Source organism: Cardiobacteriaceae bacterium TAE3-ERU3 (assembly GCA_019218315.1).
Lineage (GTDB): Bacteria > Pseudomonadota > Gammaproteobacteria > Cardiobacteriales > Cardiobacteriaceae > JAHUUI01.
This window is the reverse complement of record JAHUUI010000004.1, coordinates 1-16,109: the sequence shown is the minus strand read 5'-3', so window position 1 is coordinate 16,109 and position 16,109 is coordinate 1. Positions and strand designations below refer to the sequence as shown.

Below are 16,109 nucleotides of genomic sequence, written 5' to 3'. Positions count from 1 at the left end.
GTAAGAGAGAAAAATGAGTAAGAAACGCGTACTGACCGGTATTACGACAACCGGTATCCCGCATCTTGGCAATTACGTTGGCGCGATCCGTCCGGCAATTCAAGCGACACAGAACCGTGATGATGATGCATTCCTCTTTCTTGCTGATTACCACGGTATCATCAAGTGCCATGATCCAGAACATATTCATGAATCGACGCTGGCAATTGCCGCGACATGGTTGGCGTGTGGGCTTGATCCTGAACAAGTGACTTTTTATCGTCAGTCTGATATTCCTGAAATCCCCGAGCTGACGTGGGTATTTGATTGTGTCTGTGCCAAAGGGCTAATGAACCGTGCGCATGCCTATAAAGCAGCAGTTGATGCAAATAATGCTGAGGGCAATACAGATCCTGATCACGGTATTTCGATGGGATTATTCAGCTATCCGGTGCTAATGGCAGCTGATATTTTGATGTTCAACGCGACCCATATTCCGGTTGGGCGTGATCAGATTCAGCACGTCGAGATGGCGCGGGATATCGCCGGGCGCTTTAATCATCGCTATCGTGATATTTTCGTCTCACCTGAAGCTGTGGTTGATGACAACGTGGCATTACTCACCGGCCTTGATGGTCGCAAGATGAGCAAGAGCTATGGTAATACCATTCCATTGTTTGAGACTGAAAAGAAATTGCGCAAGGCGATTATGAAAATCGTCACCAATTCACAAGAACCTGGTGAGCCGAAAAATCCGGATGAGTCGACAGTATTTGATATTTACCGCGCGTTTGCCAATGCTGAACAAATTGCTGAAATGCGCCAGCGCTATGCTGATGGTATCGCGTGGGGTGAAGCGAAGCAGGCATTGTTCGAATTGATCAATGCTGAATTAGCACCACACCGTGAGCGTTATCATGAGCTTATGGAAAATCCTGCAGAAATCGAGGCTATTTTGAAGCACGGTGCTGAAAAAGCACGTGAAGAGAGCAGGGCACGGATAGCTGAGGTACGCGAGGCAATTGGTATTCGACGACTCGGTTGATCGTATGATAAATAAAAAGATCGGCGCCTTTTGTGGCGCCGTTTTTTTGCGCAATTTTCTATTGGTATATTTTTTTGAGTGTATCTATTCGGGCTAATGTGGCGCTGGGATGTATTGCACAAAAAAAAGGCCGAGTTCTAAAACTCGGCCAACAACCACCAAAGGAGGATATAGAGGAGATAACATCGATGATGTCGGGGCTAATTATATGCTTTATGCTGCATTGCGTCAATGCTGTTAAATAAAACGGAAGTATAGAATGTAAAAAATAATAATCGTGTTCAAGTTTATAAAAAACAATACCTTAATAATTAATTTGAATAGGATTATAAAATGCTGCATCGCAGCAAAGTTGATAACATTAACCAAGGGTAAGAAATCTTATAGTTATTGGTGCATTGGTTGTGATCATTTTTATGATTGTGATGCATGGCAAGTCATAAAGTTGATCTGGATGGGCTTGGTGAGAAAGCCGTGCGCTGCTATGCTTTGTGTCATATTTTGTGCTTAATATAAGGAGTATCCTATGCGCGCAGTTTTTCTTGATGCAGCTACATTTTCCCCGGATGTTGATTTACCTAAGCCTGAGAAGGTCAGCGAGTGGACGGTTCACGACAATACGGAGTATGAGACGGCGACAATAGTTGCACGTTTGAAAGATGCGGATATTGCCGTGTTAAATAAAGTGCCGATTGGCGAGGCTGAGTTGTCGCAGTTGCCAAACCTCAAATTAATCCAAGTGACGGCGACTGGTACAGATATCGTCGATAAACAGGCATGTGAGCAACATGGCGTTGCTGTGCAAAATGTTGCTGGTTATTCGACTGATAGCGTTGCCGAGCATACATGGATGTTCATTCTTGCAGCGATGCGCGGTTTACCACGTTATGCGAAACAAGCTGTTGATGGCAGTTGGCAGGATGATGGGCGCTTTTGCCTTAACGCGTTGCCAATTATCGAGTTGAAAGGCAAAACACTGGGTATTATCGGTACGGGTGAGATTGGTAACCGTGTGGCAGAAATTGCGCGTGTTTTTGGCGTAAATGTATTGTTTGCTGAGCGCAAAGGGCGCGAGCCTCGCAATGGTGATTACACGGCGTTTGAGCAAGTGCTCGCAGAAAGTGATGTGCTGACGCTGCATTGCCCACTGACTGATGATACTCATCATCTCATTAATAAAGAGACTTTGGCGTTGATGAAGCGCAAGCCGCTGTTGGTGAATCTTGCGCGTGGTGCGGTGGTTGATGATGCGGCGGTGGCTGATGCACTGGAAAATGGGACTTTGCGTGGCTTTGCCAGCGATGTGTTTAGCCCTGAACCACCAGCGCGTGATAACCCACTTTATGCGCATGCCGATCATCCTCGGGTGATTTGCACGCCACACAATGCGTGGTCCAGCATGGAAGCCCAAGCGCGCCTATGGGATCAGCTATGCGGTTTCGTTAACGACTTTATCGAAAAAAAGGATGCGTCATGAAACGGACATTGTTGGCTGCGTTCATCACACTAGCCACAACTTCAGCCTTAGCGGACGATTTTCGCGTTGATGCACCAGTTACCGAAGCTGTGGTGTACCACAATATGGCTGATGTAACCCGCCACGTGCAGGTCAATATCCCCAAAACAGGATTGCAGCGCATTATCGTGCCCAAGATGATTGCAACGAGTGATGGTAGCGATATTCGCCCTGTGGTTGAGGGCGCGACGCTACTCGGCGTATCGGCAGTACCGGATTGGGATATTGATGACTCTATTTTGCAAAAGCAGATTCGTGAATTAGAGCTCAATCTTGAGTTAAATGCGCAAGAAATTGCGATAAAAAAAGCCATGATGCAAGGTTTGGCCGAAAGCTTGCGCCATGAAGGTGTTTTTACCGAGGTACAGGCGCAACAAGCTACGCTGCAAAAAGAGTACGCCCAGCTATTGCTTCAACGCAGTACTTGGCAACGTGAGTTGACGGATTTACAGAAGCAGCAAGCTTGGCAAGAACAAGGCAATGATGGCTCAAGCATGGCTTCGCTGTTCGAAGGGCAGGCACTGGTGTTTGATGTGGATGTTGAAAGGGCTGGAGAAGTCTCTTTGACGTGGCAGGCGCGCACAGCAAAAGCTTATTGGCAGTCGTCCAGTGAGTGGTCGCTGGACAGCGCAACTGGCCGTTTATCTGTCAGTGCACATGCAGATCTGGTGCAGAATACAGGGCTGGATTGGACGGATGCTACATTGGCTTTGGCGATTGTGCCGCCTGATTACCTCTATTTGCCTAACTTTGAGCCACAGGTTGTTCGCGCTGTAGATCCGCAGGAGAATCCGCCACTCTTGATGGCGCAAAAATCTACGGCTGATGATCTGATACAGCCGCTGGCGATGGCAGAATATGCAGCGCCAGCGCCTAATACGCCGACGGTTGAAGAGAGTGGTATTGATTTCAGAGTGGTGTTGCCGGGCTCGTATGATATAGAGAGTAGTAAGACAACGCATACACTGACGTATTGGCGGGATGAAATCGATGCAACGGTTTATTCTGCGGTCTATGATTGGTCGTGGCCAAAGGAGAAAGCATTGCTGATCGCCGAATGGACGATGCCTGATGGTATCAATGTCTTAAAGGGAACAATGACCTTGTATCGCGACAATAATTATCTGGCGGAGTTGTCTCATGGCTTGATGGCTGCAGGTAGCAAACAAGTGCTGAGCTTTGGACAGGATCCTCAGCTGTTGGTCGAAATGGATAATCCTCCGGGCTATACCGAAAACCACGGTTTGATCAGTAAGTCACACGAGCTCAGTCAGCGCAGCGTGGTAAAGATCACCAACAATGCCAATGTTGATAAAAATGTGCACATCTATTCACGCTTACCGGTATCAACAGCTGAGTCGGTCGAAGTTATCCCGGTTTGGTCACCGAAGCCGAATGAAGAAAATACGGAAGGCGTCAAAGGGCTGACATTGTGGAAGAAAAGTCTTACAGCTAAAGAAACATGGCAAATTGAGACCGGCTTTGATATCAAGTATCCGGATGGTAAAAGGTTAATTGGGTTGTGATGATATGACAGAAGATATGATGATCACCTTGACCCATTTGGAGCATGAGTTATGCAGGGTCGGCTGGTGGCGGGAAGATGCACCTGATGCGAGTACTTTTGCGTCAACTGAGCCATTTTGCGTCGATACGATGACGTTTAGTGAATGGCTGCAATGGGTGTACATACCCAAAATGCGCAGCTTTATCGTGCTTCATGGCCGTTTGCCGGATAATAGTGGCTTGCTGCCGATTGCTCAGGAGGCGTGGCAAGGTTGCTCAGAAGATACAGCACCGCTGCTGATGCTGGTAGCTCGCCTTGATCGGCTGGTGAATAGTGCTTGAGTAGCATGAGGCTGGAATATGAGTAATGAAAAAGCGGTATCTTTTGATACCGCTTTTTTTGTGACACAGAATGGTATGTAAAAGTCAGTCGTTGTATTTGCTTGGTTTTGGATCTGTAAATATAGAGACAAACAGTACCACGATGAATAACCCCATTGACCATGTTGGAATGGTTAGCCCCATGAATAGATCGCGGGTAGCGCAATCGCCAGTACCTTGCATGGATTGCCACAGGCCGGAAAAGAATGAGTTTTGCGACATAACGCCGTAAAAATCCAGGCCACATGAGCCTATGCTACCCTCGGGCAGATTCTGGATATAAATGTGTCGCGCGGCCAAGCCAATACCAAAAAAGATACTGAGGTATTTAAGGATCTTCATGACGACCAATTTGATCCCGTCGGTTGGGTACCATAGCGCATTGATGATAAAGACGGTGCCAATAATGGCAAAGGCGAGGCGCTGCATCATGCACAGTGGGCATGGGTTCAGATACAGGGTTTTCTCAAGATAGAAGTAGGCAAAGGCAATCATTAACCAGCAGATGATGCCAGTAATCAATAAAACGGTGCGTTGTTTACGGTAGGTTGGTGTCATGGTGTGCCTCACAGTAGATCGTCGTAGGTCAGGATGAGTGGTGCGTGGTCGGATAGGCGTTCAGCAGTATAGATTTCTGCGCTTTGCACCATTGGGGCGAGGTTGTCGCTGATGATGTGATAGTCAATCCGCCATCCGACATTGTTGGCACGTGCTTGCCCGCGTTGTGACCACCACGTGTATTGATGATCTTCATCATTGACCAGGCGGAAGGCATCTTTAAAGCCGCTGGCAAACAAAGTCGTCAGCCATGCACGCTCGTGTGGTAAAAAGCCGGAATTTTTTAGGTTACCTTTCCAGTTTTTGATGTCACGCTCGGTATGGGCAATGTTGATGTCGCCGCACAAAATAATACGGTCACCGCGTTGCGCACGTTCACGTAGGTATGGCATAAATTTTTCCATGAATGCCTCTTTTTTGACCTGACGATGATCGCCGCTGGTCCCAGAATGCATATATAGGGAAATAATGTGCAAGTCACCATAGCGCGCTTCAATATAGCGGCCTTCTTCGTCAATTTCCGGCCAGCCAATGCCTTTAATGACTTCATCGGGCTTGTGCTTGAGGTACAATGCAGTACCGCTGTAGCCTTTTTTGACAGCGTCGTGATAGTAGTTGTGTGCGAGTGGGAAAAAAGCAGGATTGCCGTCAAGTTGGCTTTGTTGGGCTTTGGTTTCTTGGATACAGACGGCATCTGCGTCTTGCGTGGCAAGCCAATCAAAAAAGCCTTTCCGCTCTGCAGCGCGAATGCCATTGGCATTAAATGTAATAATCTTGAACATACTGATTTAAGGAAATAAAAGAATGTTGGCAGTATATCAAAAAGCCTTTATGCAAACGGCATTGCGCGTCAATGCACTGAAATTTGGCGAATTTACGCTAAAGTCTGGAAGAGTTAGTCCTTATTTTTTTAATGCTGGTGCTTTTTGCGATGGTGACGCCTTACTCACCTTGGCACGTGCATATGCGGCACGCATTATTGCATTACGTGATGAGGGTATGACAATTGAAGCACTTTATGGTCCTGCTTATAAAGGAATTCCATTGGTTGCTGCAATTGCGACGGTACTTGCAGCCGAGCATGGCTGGAACGTCCCTTGGGCATTTAATCGCAAGGAAGCGAAAGATCATGGTGAAGGCGGCATTATGGTTGGTACAGATTTGACGGGACTACAGGTGTTGATCATTGATGACGTGCTGACAGCCGGTACAGCCATTCGTGAGGCTTTAGCGATATTAGGTGAAATTGAAGCAAAACCAACTGGTGTTGTCGTGGCACTTGATCGCCAAGAGCGCATCGGTGAGGGAGCTTCTGCATTACAAACCTTGGCTGATGGGCAGGGGTTACATTGTGAAGCAGTTGTGAGCCTTGATGATTTACTCACCTACGTACGTGAAGATGAGCAGCTAGAGCGTTATTTCCCGGCGCTTCAAGCCTATCGTGAGCAGTTCGGGGTATAGCAGGATTCCAGAAAACGGTTATTGTTATAAATATGGTGACGCTGGTGGGTTATATGCGTCGCCTATTTACTGCGTGAGAAGGTAGGTTACTACGTAATAGCTGGAAATTTCTTGCTTATTGCGTAGATGCTTTTCTGACAGTTTGACTGATAAATATGGATTAGATCTGCATTTTTATTGGTTTAAGTTGATGGAATTAGCGTAACGGAAATCATAAGATCAATATAATTTGTCGCTGTGCTATTGAATTTAATCATAGGGGGGCTTATACTCGCCAGCCATCCAACACTGCTGGTTTTCCCAGCAATACTTTGTAAGCCAAAATCATACTTGGCACTAGCATTTATTTGACGTGATAAATTCACGATTATCGATGTTTTATATTTCAGAGAAAGCCGTTACGTAAATACCATACTGCACAAGGCAAAACCTGATTAAATGCCGCGCAAACAGCGCTGGCTCTTTCCTTCATCCATTAAAGTTATCCATTCAGGAGATTTTCATGAGCAAACCATTTGCCGCATCAGAGGCGGATTTTCAAAGCAAAGTGATTAATGCCGAGCGCCCAGTGCTCGTTGATTTTTGGGCAGAATGGTGCGGCCCTTGCCGTGCAATTGCGCCAATGCTTGAAGAAATCGCCAGCGAACTTGATGGCAAAGTAGAAATCGCCAAAATCAACGTTGATGAAAACAATGATCTTGCTGCTCAATACGGCATTCGTTCTATCCCAACACTGATGCTGTTTAAAAATGGCGAACACGTCGATACCATTATTGGTCTCGCATCCAAATCTCAACTGATGCAATTCCTCGAGCCACATCTTGGCTAATGCCTCAGATTGCACCCTTAATCGGGTGCCTCTTTACCAACGATCTATACATCTATGAATCTTAGCGATTTAAAATTACAATCTCCCCAAAAAATCCTTGCTTTAGCTGAAGAAATGGGGCTTGACGATATCTCCCGCAAGCGCAAGCAAGACCTGATTTTTACCATCCTCAAAGCCCATGCCAAAAGTGGTGAAGAAATCACTGGTGATGGTGTTCTGGAATTATTGCCCGACGGCTATGGTTTCTTGCGTTCAGAAGTGAATTCTTATCAGGCTGGGCCAGACGATATTTACGTCTCTCCAAGCCTTATCCGCCGTTGCAACTTGCGTACCGGTGATACGGTCAGCGGAAAAATTCGCCCACCAAAAGATAACGAGCGCTATTTCGCACTGACCAAAATTGATACCATCAATTTTGATCCACGCGCAGCAGCCAAGCACAAAATTCCTTTTGAAAACCTGACGCCACTGCACGCAGACGAGCGCCTGAAGCTTGAGATCGGCAATGGTAGCAGTGAGGACATCACTGCACGTACGATTGACATGATTTCGCCAATTGGTAAAGGCCAGCGTGGCTTGATCGTTTCTCCGCCAAAAGCGGGTAAAACCGTGATGCTGCAAAATATTGCGCAGTCGATCACGCAAAATCACCCTGAGTGTTATCTCATTGTTTTGCTGATTGATGAGCGACCAGAAGAAGTAACGGAAATGCAGCGTAGTGTACGCGGTGAAGTTGTTTCTTCTACATTCGACGAACCGGCGAAGCGCCACGTTGAAGTTGCAGAAATCGTGATTGAAAAAGCCAAGCGATTGGTTGAACACAAAAAAGACGTGGTCATTCTTTGTGATTCAATCACGCGATTGGCTCGTGCTTACAATACCGTCAGCCCTGCATCAGGCAAAATCCTGACCGGTGGCGTTGATGCTAATGCTCTGCAGCGTCCGAAGCGCTTTTTCGGTGCGGCACGTAATACAGAAGAAGCGGGTTCTTTGACGATCATCGCGACCGCATTGGTCGATACCGGATCAAAAATGGACGAAGTCATTTACGAAGAGTTCAAAGGCACAGGTAATATGGAAGTGCATTTGAGCCGCCGTATTGCCGAGAAGCGCATCTTCCCAGCGATTGACATTAATCCATCTGGTACACGTCGTGAAGAGTTGATGGTTGATCCTGATGTGCTGCAAAAGATTTGGATTCTGCGCAAAATCCTCCACCCGATGGATGAATTACAGGCGATCGAATTCTTGCTTGAGCGCTTGAAAAACACCAAGACCAATGAAGAGTTCTATAACTCGATGAAAAATGGTGGTAAAGGTAGCTAGGTAACAGCCTTGCCCACTGATAAAAAATGCCGCAATTTGCGGCATTTTTTGTAGCTAAAGTAAGGTTATGTAGTGGAATGAGTAATACTATTATTCATCACTCAATAAGAGCAAAGCTACCGTTTTGGCAGAGTTCATTTAGTTGTTTTTTATGTTGGTCTGCATCAATAGCACGAGTTCCCTCTGTAATCAAACTGACATGAAAGCCTTCATCTAATGCGTCTTTAATTGAAAAATAGACGCAGTAGTCAGCAGCAAGCCCTGCAACGTGTAGATGGGTGATTTGATGGGCGCGCAAGTAATCAGCGAGGCCGGTGTTATGGCGATGCCCGTTGTCATAAAATGCACTATAGCTGTCTATCTCGGGATTCATGCCTTTACGAAAGATAGCAGCGATAGGCTTGATATTCAATTGAGGATGAAATTCAGCGCTTTCACTACCTTGTACACAATGTACAGGCCATAGAACTTGTTCTAGTCCGTGGAAATCTATTACGTCAAAGGGCTGCTTTCCGCTGTGATTAGCAGCGAAGCTACCGTGATTGGCCGGGTGCCAGTCTTGGCTGGCAACAACTAACGGATAATCGTCAATGACTTGATTGACGAGAGGTACTATTTCGTCGCCACCACTGACAGGGAGCGACCCATCAGGCATAAAGCCATTTTGAATATCAATTAAAAGTAATGCGGTGTTCTTGTTCATGCTGTTCTTGCCATATCGATAATAGCCAATAGTAGCTGAAAGCCGCCATAAGCGAGCAAAATAACCAAGCCAATGAATACGACGAGCAATATATCACTCATGTGTAGCCATGCCCATGCCGCAACAGGATTACGCCAAAATTTACTTTTTTTCTGTTTTTCAGACAGCTTTTCATGCAGGAAAGGATGCTCAATGTGGCTTGTATCAGTGATGCCTTCATTTTCCGCAAGGTGATCGCGTACCAATTCGAGGGTGCGACGGCTTGGCTTGATGAATATATCAAAGAGTGTACCAATGACTGGAACACTGCCGACGAATGCGTCTAATACGGCTAGTCTTAATGCCGGTGTCAGTTTCTTGGCTGGTAAACCCATTGCACGTGCTTGGCGGAATGTGTAGAGCGTCAAAATAAAGCCTGCGGCGTCACCAAGAACGGGAACGAGAGACAATAGAGCATCCAGCCCGACACCTTTGCGGGTAAAAGGGATGCGAATCATGCTATCCATCATATTGGCATACTTTGCCAACTTTCGTTCACGGGCGATCAGTTCATTCCTGCTCATTTGGGTCATGGTTGTTCCTGGGCTTGAGTTTTTATAAGGCGTGGTATCATACAGGAACAACCACAGAGAACTATGACTCCATGCGATATTTTTTTACCGCCGATACGCACTTTTTCCATCTTAATATACTGAAATATTGTGATCGTTCTTACAAAGATATGTATACGATGAATCAGGATATTGTATCGCGTTGGAATGCAAAAGTTGCTAAGGGAGACCGTGTATACCATCTTGGCGATGTGTCTTTTGGGGGGCTTGCCGAAACGTTTCGACTTTTAGCTGAGCTTAATGGAGAAATTTGCCTGATTGTCGGCAATCATGATGATGAAGTTATTGCTGATCCTTATCTGCGTGAGCGTTTTACATGGATAAAGCACTATCATGAAGAGCGCATAGAAGGACGCGATGTGGTGATGTTCCATTATCCAATTGCTCAGTGGCGTAATGCACAAAGAGGCTGTTGGCATTTATACGGGCATACACATGGTTCAGTGCGCATGCCCGGTGCTGCATTGGATGTAGGTATTGATGCGCACCCTAATTTTGATTTGTGGTCGTGGGATGAAATTGTCGCAAAGCTAAAAGATATTCCCCCTTTGCCTTACCCAAATAAAGATCATTAACTGAGGTTATTTCGGCATATTGCAGGAAGAATGTTATGGATGGTGTGCTGATTATTTCAGCTCAGCTTGCTACAGCATTGACAAGCCCAATCTCAACCGAGGTGAAATTTTCTTCGTAAGTGCTGTAGCAGCCGATGCACTGAATTAGTGCTTATTTTTCTTCCTGAAAGTGTGTTGGAATTGTTTCCTCTCCACGATGGTAGCGCTCTGCTTCTGCATTATTGGGGCGCTTGGTTGGCATTTGTGCCGGGATAACCAAATGCGCTTCAATACGCAGTACTTTAATGATCGCAAACATCATCATAATCAAGATGATGGTAAAAGGTAGCCCAGCAACTATTGAACCCGCTTGCAAGCTCTTTAAGCCACCGGCAACCAACAGCGAGAGGGTAATGCCGGTGAGCAGTACGCCCCAAATGATTTTCATCCTGAACTTGGGATCAATGCGTCCATCACTACTCATGCTGGCAAGGATATAAGTAGCAGAGTCAGCGGATGTAATCAAAAACGTTGCGATCAATACAATGGTTGCAGTCGATGTAATAAGGGTTAAAGGATAGCCTTCAAGAAATGCAAACATAGCTGATGTGTAGTCCGCCGCGACAGATTGTGCGATGGTGCCATTGGCATAGAGGTCTTGATATATCGCACTACCACCAAAAGCTGCTATCCAAAAGAATGAAATGAGTGGCGGAACAATCAATACGCCGATGACAAACTCCCGTACCGTACGCCCGCGTGAAATACGTGCGATAAATGCACCGATAAACGGGCTCCATGAGATAACCCATGCCCAGTAAAAGATCGTCCATTTATCGACCCATGTATTTTCTTTTTGAAATGGATCGAGGCGCAGGCTGTAGTCAATGAAGTGGGATAAATAATCGCCAATACCGGTAACAAATGATTTAAATATGATTGAAGTTGGCCCTAAAACCAATACGAATACTGTTAATGCGGCGGCAATGCCCATGTTGAGATTAGATAGCCATTTAACGCCGCGATTAAGCCCTGAGCTTGCGGAAATGATAAAAATAACGGCGAGTGCCAGGGTAATAAGAGCGTGTGACCCTGCATTATCAGGCAGGCCATATACTTGGCTGAGTCCACCGTTGATTTGTAAAATGCCAAGCCCAAGAGAGGTCGCGATGCCCATAACGGTGGCGACAATAGCGAGAATATCTATGGTGCGACGCCAAAAGGTTGGATACTCATGTCCGAACAGTGTTTCAAGCGAGGTTGAAACGAGGCTATTTTTACGCAGGCGGAACTGGAATAAGCCGATAATGAGCCCGGCAATGGCAAAGATTGACCATTGTGATAGTCCCCAGTGGAAATAAGTATAACCCATGGCAAGGCGTGCACTTTCTACTGTATTGGCTTCAATACCAGGGAGGGGAGGGTTGCTAAAGTGGGTCATGGGTTCGGCTACGCCCCAAAATACAATTCCGACGCCTAAGCCGCCTGAAAACAGCATGCCAATCCACGATAAAGTATTAAACTCCGGCTCTTCATCGTAGCGACCGAGTTTAAGCTTGCCGTAGCGAGTAAAAATAAGTCCGATCAGGAAAATATCGAATACAAATACGGCGAGCATATATACCCAGCCGAAGGTAGAAGCAATCCAGTTATAAATAGCATTGGCCTGTGCGCCAAAGGCCTGAGGATCGGCTAAGCCGAGTGCAGTGATGAGAATAATAAGGGTACCGGCCACATTGAGCACGGTGAAGTGACGCGACATAATGAACCTTTAGTGTTTAAAAAAGGCCGTTTATTGTACACGATATGAGAATTTATCTAAAAGATAAGATGGTGGGCTGTGAAGGATTCGAACCTTCGACCAATTGGTTAAAAGCCAACTGCTCTACCGCTGAGCTAACAGCCCTTTTGAGCTTGAATAATGGTGGGCTGTGAAGGATTCGAACCTTCGACCAATTGGTTAAAAGCCAACTGCTCTACCGCTGAGCTAACAGCCCGTCCACGTCAAGAGGCGCACATTATATAAGTTTTTTATCATGGTGCAACCTTTGCAGGATAAAAAGTTGGTTTTTCCTGATAACTATCTGAAAGTGCTAAAAGTTGATTTGAGTACAGAAAAGCGGGGATTGAGGATGCCGCAGAGTTCTTCATAGTCTTTGTGCTCTGGTGTGAGGTGGCCATGGCGAATAAACAGATCGATCAAAACAATATTGGCATTAAATTTGAATTGATCTGTTTTTTCAACGATTTCCATAACTTCTTCAATGGGTAAACAGCTAAATTCAGCAACTTCACCATCAGTATTATGCGGTGCAAAATCATCGGGAAGCCACAAATCATAGTTAAATAGGACATCTGCCCGAATGCCATTCTCGACTTGGTAAAAATAGCTGGACGTACTAACTGCTTTTGCTTGAGCACTAAGTTCGAAGGAAATAGCGGCTTCTTCAGCACTTTCTTTTTGCATGTTTTTAAAAGCACTAATACCAAAAGGCATTCCACCTGCAGCAATTTGATCAAGTTTGCCTGGGTCGGTTGGTTTATTCCAAGCGCGGCGAGCAATCCACAAATAAGTACGGTTATTTTTCTTTGTTAATCCATTGACGTGTACACCGTAGCCACAGCCGCCAAAAAGTGGCATGGCGGCTCGCTCAATCAGTGCGACTGGTGAGCAATGGTGGCTTTCGGCCAGTGGATAGAGCTCATTTCGCCAGCCAGTCACGATTCCTGCATCATAAAGTTTACGAATTGGAGATGCCAATAATGCGGAAAGCGTCTCGCAATCCAAAGTACTATCCAATATGTATGTATCATAGTATTGCTGAAGAGGCACTCCGTAGTCGAGGAGTAACTCAATCTGCTTTTGCCAAAGAAGTCCTATTTGCCGATTTGTGTAAAGTAATGGACGGTATTCCTCCAAGACAGCATTATTGGCTTGATAAATGCGCTCAAGAAAAGACATACGAGCTAAAGATGTTTTTAGGATTGCTTCAGGTTGAAAATACGGCCGTCATGGTAGAGCAGAGGCTCGCTAGTATCTGGCAGGTGTGTATCTAATACTTCAGCAACGAAAATGTCATGATCTCCTTGACGATGGCTGTCACGAATACGAACAATTAAATTGGCGTGCGCATCTTTTATGGCCGGTAATGAATAATCGGCGTGCTGTCGTGTGTGTTGCTCGAGGTTAGTACGATCTGGACCTGCGAACTGATATGCGAGTTGAGTTTGATCGGCCGATAGAATGTTAATGCACAGTGTTTCACGGGCGCTGATCAAAGGATGAACATAAGCCTTGTGGTCGATGCAAAATAAAACCAATGGTGGTTCTAAAGACAGCGAAGAAAAAGCACTGACAGTAATGCCTTGGATAGATTGATCTTCATACCAAGTTAAAACGGTAATACCGCTGGCAAAACGTGCCATGCTCTGCTTGAATTCATTTGCGTTAATCAATTTAAGTCACTCCATATATGATTTGTGGGCTTTGTATTCTGCCAAGGTTACATTAAATACTCGCAGATAAAAATGAATGGAAGCTTAAAATTTGCGTCAATATAATGGTACAGCGTATTATTGCGACCGGTAATAATAGATTGAAGCAGCTAACTGCTGAGCGAATAAATGCAGAGGAATCATTAAAATGAAAGAAGAAAAAGTAACATCACTGGATAGACCGTGGTTACAAAATTATCCCGAGGGTAGGCCTGGTGATATACCAGTATTTCGCTACAACAATCTGGCGGAGTATTTACGCGAGGTTTTTTCTAAGTATAAAACGCTGCCGGCATTTACAAATTTTGGTGTAACTAAAAGTTTTGGTGAGATAGAAAACGCTGCTTCAGCATTTGCAGCATATCTGCAAAAAGAGCTGGGTTATAAGAAAGGGGATCGTTTGGCGATTATGATGCCAAACCTGATTCAATTTCCAGTTTGTATGTATGGTTGTATCCTTGCTGGTGTAGAAGTTGTAAACGTCAACCCACTTTATACAGCGCGAGAGCTGGAGCATCAGCTGCATGATGCGGAAGTAAAAGGTATCGTTATCGCAGAAAACTTTGCTCATACTTTGGCTGATGTTCATGCACAGTTGCCTGCCCTAAAAAATATTATTGTGACCAAATTTGGTGATGAACTTGGGTTCCTGAAGGGCTTTGCTTTAAATTTTGCTATTCGCCATATTAAAAAGCTCGTCCCAAACTACTATCTGCCGGAAGTCATCGATTATAAGGTCGTTATAGATAAAGGTAGAAAACTGTCACTTGATGAAGTCGCCTTGGAATTAGATGACGTTGCTATGTTGCAGTACACAGGGGGTACAACCGGTGTGGCTAAGGGCGCTATGCTGACTCACCGTAATATTCTTGCTAATGTCGAACAAATTGATTTGTGGATTGGGGATGAAGTTAACGAAGAAAGTATGATCCTCATCACAGCTTTGCCGCTTTATCACATATTTTGCTGCACTGTGAACTGCTTACTGTTTCCGGGTAAAGCAATGCACAGTATTTTGATTACCAATCCCCGTGATATGAAGTCCTTTGTCAAAACACTTGGCAAGTATCCATTTGCCGTAATGACAGGCGTGAATACCTTATTTAAAGGCCTTTTACATGCGGAAGGTTTTGATAAGCTTGATTTTAGTACTTTGCAATTTGTTATTTCTGGCGGAATGCCACTGGAAAAAGTAGTGTCGCAACATTGGCAAGAAGTGACGGGAAATGTCTTGGTTGAAGGATATGGCCTAACAGAAACTTCGCCAGTAGTTTGTGTGAACTGGCTTTATAATGATCACTATACAGACAGTATTGGCTATCCGCTGCCATCTACCGAAATTATGCTCAGTGATGAAGAGGGTAATCCAGTCGGTATTGATGAGCCTGGTGAAATGTGGGTGCGTGGTCCCCAGGTAATGAAAGGTTACTGGAATCAACCTCAAGAAAATAAGAATTCCATCACTGAAGATGGATGGTTGAAAACTGGCGATATGGCAAAAATGAATGAACACGGTATGTTCAAAATTGTTGACCGCAAAAAAGACATGATTCTTGTCTCTGGATTCAACGTCTACCCAACAGAAGTCGAAGGTGTCTTGATGGAGCACCCAGCCATTCTTGAAGTAGGGTGTGCCAGTGTCCCGTCTGATGATACAGGGGAAGCGGTTAAAGCATACATTGTACTGAAGAAAGGTAAGAAGGTATCAGTTGATGAACTCAAAAAATTCGCTAAAGAAAATCTGACTGGTTATAAGCGACCAAAGCACTATCAGTTTTGTGATGAGTTGCCTAAGTCCAACGTTGGAAAGATTCTTCGTCGTAAGTTGAGTGAACTAGATGATCAGAAGGAAGCTTCAAAGTAGTTAACCTGTATACAACACTAACTAAAAAATGCGGCTTTTAGCCGCATTTTTTAGTTTCTGGCTGTGTGTAATCACTAAAATTAGCTGGTGTTTCGAAATAAAATTGCAACAGAAACATGGTGTAATGTAAGTTTTGATATTTTTTTGTGTGAAGGGCTTGCGTAGGCATGAGAAATGTCTATAATACGCCTCTCGCTTCACGGGGCGGCCACTAAGGCGGCACTAATGAAGCAGATCTTTAACAACAAAATAAGATAGTTTGTGCGGGTGTTTTGTGACCT

Annotated in this window: 16 protein-coding genes and 2 tRNA genes; 9 read left to right on the top strand and 9 right to left on the bottom strand. The window is 45.1% G+C overall.

Features of this window, described 5'->3' with window-relative positions; all coding sequences use genetic code 11:
* Positions 1-13 precede the first annotated feature (13 nt).
* The 4 genes from KRX19_08560 to KRX19_08545 all read left to right on the top strand — a co-directional run bounded on the left by KRX19_08560 (position 14) and on the right by KRX19_08545 (position 4,388).
* Positions 14-1,024 carry a tryptophan--tRNA ligase gene (locus KRX19_08560; protein ID MBV7435071.1) on the top strand — a complete coding sequence of 337 codons (1,011 nt, stop codon included), beginning with the start codon at positions 14-16 and terminating at the stop codon, positions 1,022-1,024.
* A 526-nt stretch (positions 1,025-1,550) separates the two neighbouring features.
* Positions 1,551-2,501, top strand: a complete 951-nt coding sequence (locus KRX19_08555) for a D-2-hydroxyacid dehydrogenase (protein MBV7435070.1) — start codon at positions 1,551-1,553, stop codon at positions 2,499-2,501.
* On the top strand, positions 2,498-4,066 hold the full coding sequence (locus KRX19_08550) for a mucoidy inhibitor MuiA family protein (protein MBV7435069.1): 1,569 nt from the start codon (positions 2,498-2,500) through the stop codon (positions 4,064-4,066). Before KRX19_08555 ends, KRX19_08550 begins: the two co-directional genes overlap by 4 nt.
* Positions 4,067-4,070: 4 nt before the next feature.
* Positions 4,071-4,388 carry a YqcC family protein gene (locus KRX19_08545; GenBank protein MBV7435068.1) on the top strand — a complete coding sequence of 106 codons (318 nt, stop codon included), beginning with the start codon at positions 4,071-4,073 and terminating at the stop codon, positions 4,386-4,388.
* An 84-nt stretch (positions 4,389-4,472) separates the two neighbouring features.
* Here the strand turns inward: KRX19_08545 and KRX19_08540 are convergent, their stop codons facing one another.
* Together KRX19_08540 and xth are read right to left on the bottom strand one after the other, a co-directional pair.
* Positions 4,473-4,985: a disulfide bond formation protein B gene (locus KRX19_08540; GenBank protein ID MBV7435067.1), complete on the bottom strand. Its 513-nt coding sequence runs from the start codon at positions 4,983-4,985 to the stop codon at positions 4,473-4,475.
* Between the two features lie 8 nt (positions 4,986-4,993).
* Positions 4,994-5,767: an exodeoxyribonuclease III gene (gene xth / locus KRX19_08535; protein ID MBV7435066.1), complete on the bottom strand. Its 774-nt coding sequence runs from the start codon at positions 5,765-5,767 to the stop codon at positions 4,994-4,996.
* A 22-nt stretch (positions 5,768-5,789) separates the two neighbouring features.
* On the opposite strand from xth, the gene pyrE reads away from it, so the two are divergent.
* From pyrE to rho, 3 genes are all read left to right on the top strand, one after another.
* Positions 5,790-6,446: an orotate phosphoribosyltransferase gene (gene pyrE, locus KRX19_08530; GenBank protein MBV7435065.1), complete on the top strand. Its 657-nt coding sequence runs from the start codon at positions 5,790-5,792 to the stop codon at positions 6,444-6,446.
* A 502-nt stretch (positions 6,447-6,948) separates the two neighbouring features.
* A complete protein-coding gene (trxA, locus tag KRX19_08525; protein ID MBV7435064.1) occupies positions 6,949-7,275 on the top strand; it encodes a thioredoxin in 327 nt (108 codons plus the stop codon).
* Between the two features lie 54 nt (positions 7,276-7,329).
* Positions 7,330-8,601: a transcription termination factor Rho gene (rho, locus tag KRX19_08520; protein ID MBV7435063.1), complete on the top strand. Its 1,272-nt coding sequence runs from the start codon at positions 7,330-7,332 to the stop codon at positions 8,599-8,601.
* 97 nt (positions 8,602-8,698) lie between these two features.
* On the opposite strand, the gene pncA is transcribed toward rho, so the two are convergent.
* Positions 8,699-9,304 (bottom strand): bifunctional nicotinamidase/pyrazinamidase, encoded by a 606-nt coding sequence (gene pncA / locus KRX19_08515; GenBank protein MBV7435062.1) that lies wholly within the window; start codon positions 9,302-9,304, stop codon positions 8,699-8,701.
* Positions 9,301-9,876: a DUF4112 domain-containing protein gene (locus KRX19_08510; GenBank protein MBV7435061.1), complete on the bottom strand. Its 576-nt coding sequence runs from the start codon at positions 9,874-9,876 to the stop codon at positions 9,301-9,303. Before KRX19_08510 ends, pncA begins: the two co-directional genes overlap by 4 nt.
* 71 nt (positions 9,877-9,947) lie before the next feature.
* On the opposite strand from KRX19_08510, the gene KRX19_08505 reads away from it, so the two are divergent.
* Complete coding sequence (locus KRX19_08505) at positions 9,948-10,490, top strand: metallophosphoesterase family protein (protein MBV7435060.1); 543 nt, start codon at positions 9,948-9,950, stop codon at positions 10,488-10,490.
* Between the two features lie 151 nt (positions 10,491-10,641).
* Here the strand turns inward: KRX19_08505 and KRX19_08500 are convergent, their stop codons facing one another.
* The 5 genes from KRX19_08500 to KRX19_08480 all read right to left on the bottom strand — a co-directional run bounded on the left by KRX19_08500 (position 10,642) and on the right by KRX19_08480 (position 13,895).
* Positions 10,642-12,231 (bottom strand): BCCT family transporter, encoded by a 1,590-nt coding sequence (locus KRX19_08500; protein ID MBV7435059.1) that lies wholly within the window; start codon positions 12,229-12,231, stop codon positions 10,642-10,644.
* 69 nt (positions 12,232-12,300) lie between these two features.
* A tRNA-Lys gene (locus KRX19_08495) sits at positions 12,301-12,375 on the bottom strand.
* A gap of 16 nt (positions 12,376-12,391) precedes the next feature.
* Positions 12,392-12,466 (bottom strand) — tRNA-Lys (locus KRX19_08490).
* Between the two features lie 83 nt (positions 12,467-12,549).
* The gene (locus KRX19_08485) at positions 12,550-13,431 is read right to left on the bottom strand and encodes a DUF4743 domain-containing protein (GenBank protein ID MBV7435058.1); all 882 of its coding nucleotides are present in this window, start codon (positions 13,429-13,431) and stop codon (positions 12,550-12,552) included.
* 17 nt (positions 13,432-13,448) lie between these two features.
* Complete coding sequence (locus KRX19_08480) at positions 13,449-13,895, bottom strand: flavin reductase family protein (protein MBV7435057.1); 447 nt, start codon at positions 13,893-13,895, stop codon at positions 13,449-13,451.
* A 217-nt stretch (positions 13,896-14,112) separates the two neighbouring features.
* Here KRX19_08480 and KRX19_08475 point away from each other — a divergent pair, with 217 nt between their 5' ends.
* Positions 14,113-15,828 (top strand): AMP-binding protein, encoded by a 1,716-nt coding sequence (locus KRX19_08475; protein MBV7435056.1) that lies wholly within the window; start codon positions 14,113-14,115, stop codon positions 15,826-15,828.
* Positions 15,829-16,109: the final 281 nt, after the last annotated feature.

What these genes read in the sequence shown, in the direction of transcription:
- KRX19_08560 (MBV7435071.1), top strand. Translation starts at nt 14, where the DNA reads ATGAGTAAGAAACGCGTACTGACCGGTATTACGACAACCGGTATCCCG.
- KRX19_08555 (MBV7435070.1), top strand. Translation starts at nt 1,551, where the DNA reads ATGCGCGCAGTTTTTCTTGATGCAGCTACATTTTCCCCGGATGTTGAT.
- KRX19_08550 (MBV7435069.1), top strand. Translation starts at nt 2,498, where the DNA reads ATGAAACGGACATTGTTGGCTGCGTTCATCACACTAGCCACAACTTCA.
- KRX19_08545 (MBV7435068.1), top strand. Translation starts at nt 4,071, where the DNA reads ATGACAGAAGATATGATGATCACCTTGACCCATTTGGAGCATGAGTTA.
- KRX19_08540 (MBV7435067.1), bottom strand. Translation starts at nt 4,985, where the DNA reads ATGACACCAACCTACCGTAAACAACGCACCGTTTTATTGATTACTGGC.
- xth (MBV7435066.1), bottom strand. Translation starts at nt 5,767, where the DNA reads ATGTTCAAGATTATTACATTTAATGCCAATGGCATTCGCGCTGCAGAG.
- pyrE (MBV7435065.1), top strand. Translation starts at nt 5,790, where the DNA reads ATGTTGGCAGTATATCAAAAAGCCTTTATGCAAACGGCATTGCGCGTC.
- trxA (MBV7435064.1), top strand. Translation starts at nt 6,949, where the DNA reads ATGAGCAAACCATTTGCCGCATCAGAGGCGGATTTTCAAAGCAAAGTG.
- rho (MBV7435063.1), top strand. Translation starts at nt 7,330, where the DNA reads ATGAATCTTAGCGATTTAAAATTACAATCTCCCCAAAAAATCCTTGCT.
- pncA (MBV7435062.1), bottom strand. Translation starts at nt 9,304, where the DNA reads ATGAACAAGAACACCGCATTACTTTTAATTGATATTCAAAATGGCTTT.
- KRX19_08510 (MBV7435061.1), bottom strand. Translation starts at nt 9,876, where the DNA reads ATGACCCAAATGAGCAGGAATGAACTGATCGCCCGTGAACGAAAGTTG.
- KRX19_08505 (MBV7435060.1), top strand. Translation starts at nt 9,948, where the DNA reads ATGCGATATTTTTTTACCGCCGATACGCACTTTTTCCATCTTAATATA.
- KRX19_08500 (MBV7435059.1), bottom strand. Translation starts at nt 12,231, where the DNA reads ATGTCGCGTCACTTCACCGTGCTCAATGTGGCCGGTACCCTTATTATT.
- KRX19_08485 (MBV7435058.1), bottom strand. Translation starts at nt 13,431, where the DNA reads ATGTCTTTTCTTGAGCGCATTTATCAAGCCAATAATGCTGTCTTGGAG.
- KRX19_08480 (MBV7435057.1), bottom strand. Translation starts at nt 13,895, where the DNA reads ATGGCACGTTTTGCCAGCGGTATTACCGTTTTAACTTGGTATGAAGAT.
- KRX19_08475 (MBV7435056.1), top strand. Translation starts at nt 14,113, where the DNA reads ATGAAAGAAGAAAAAGTAACATCACTGGATAGACCGTGGTTACAAAAT.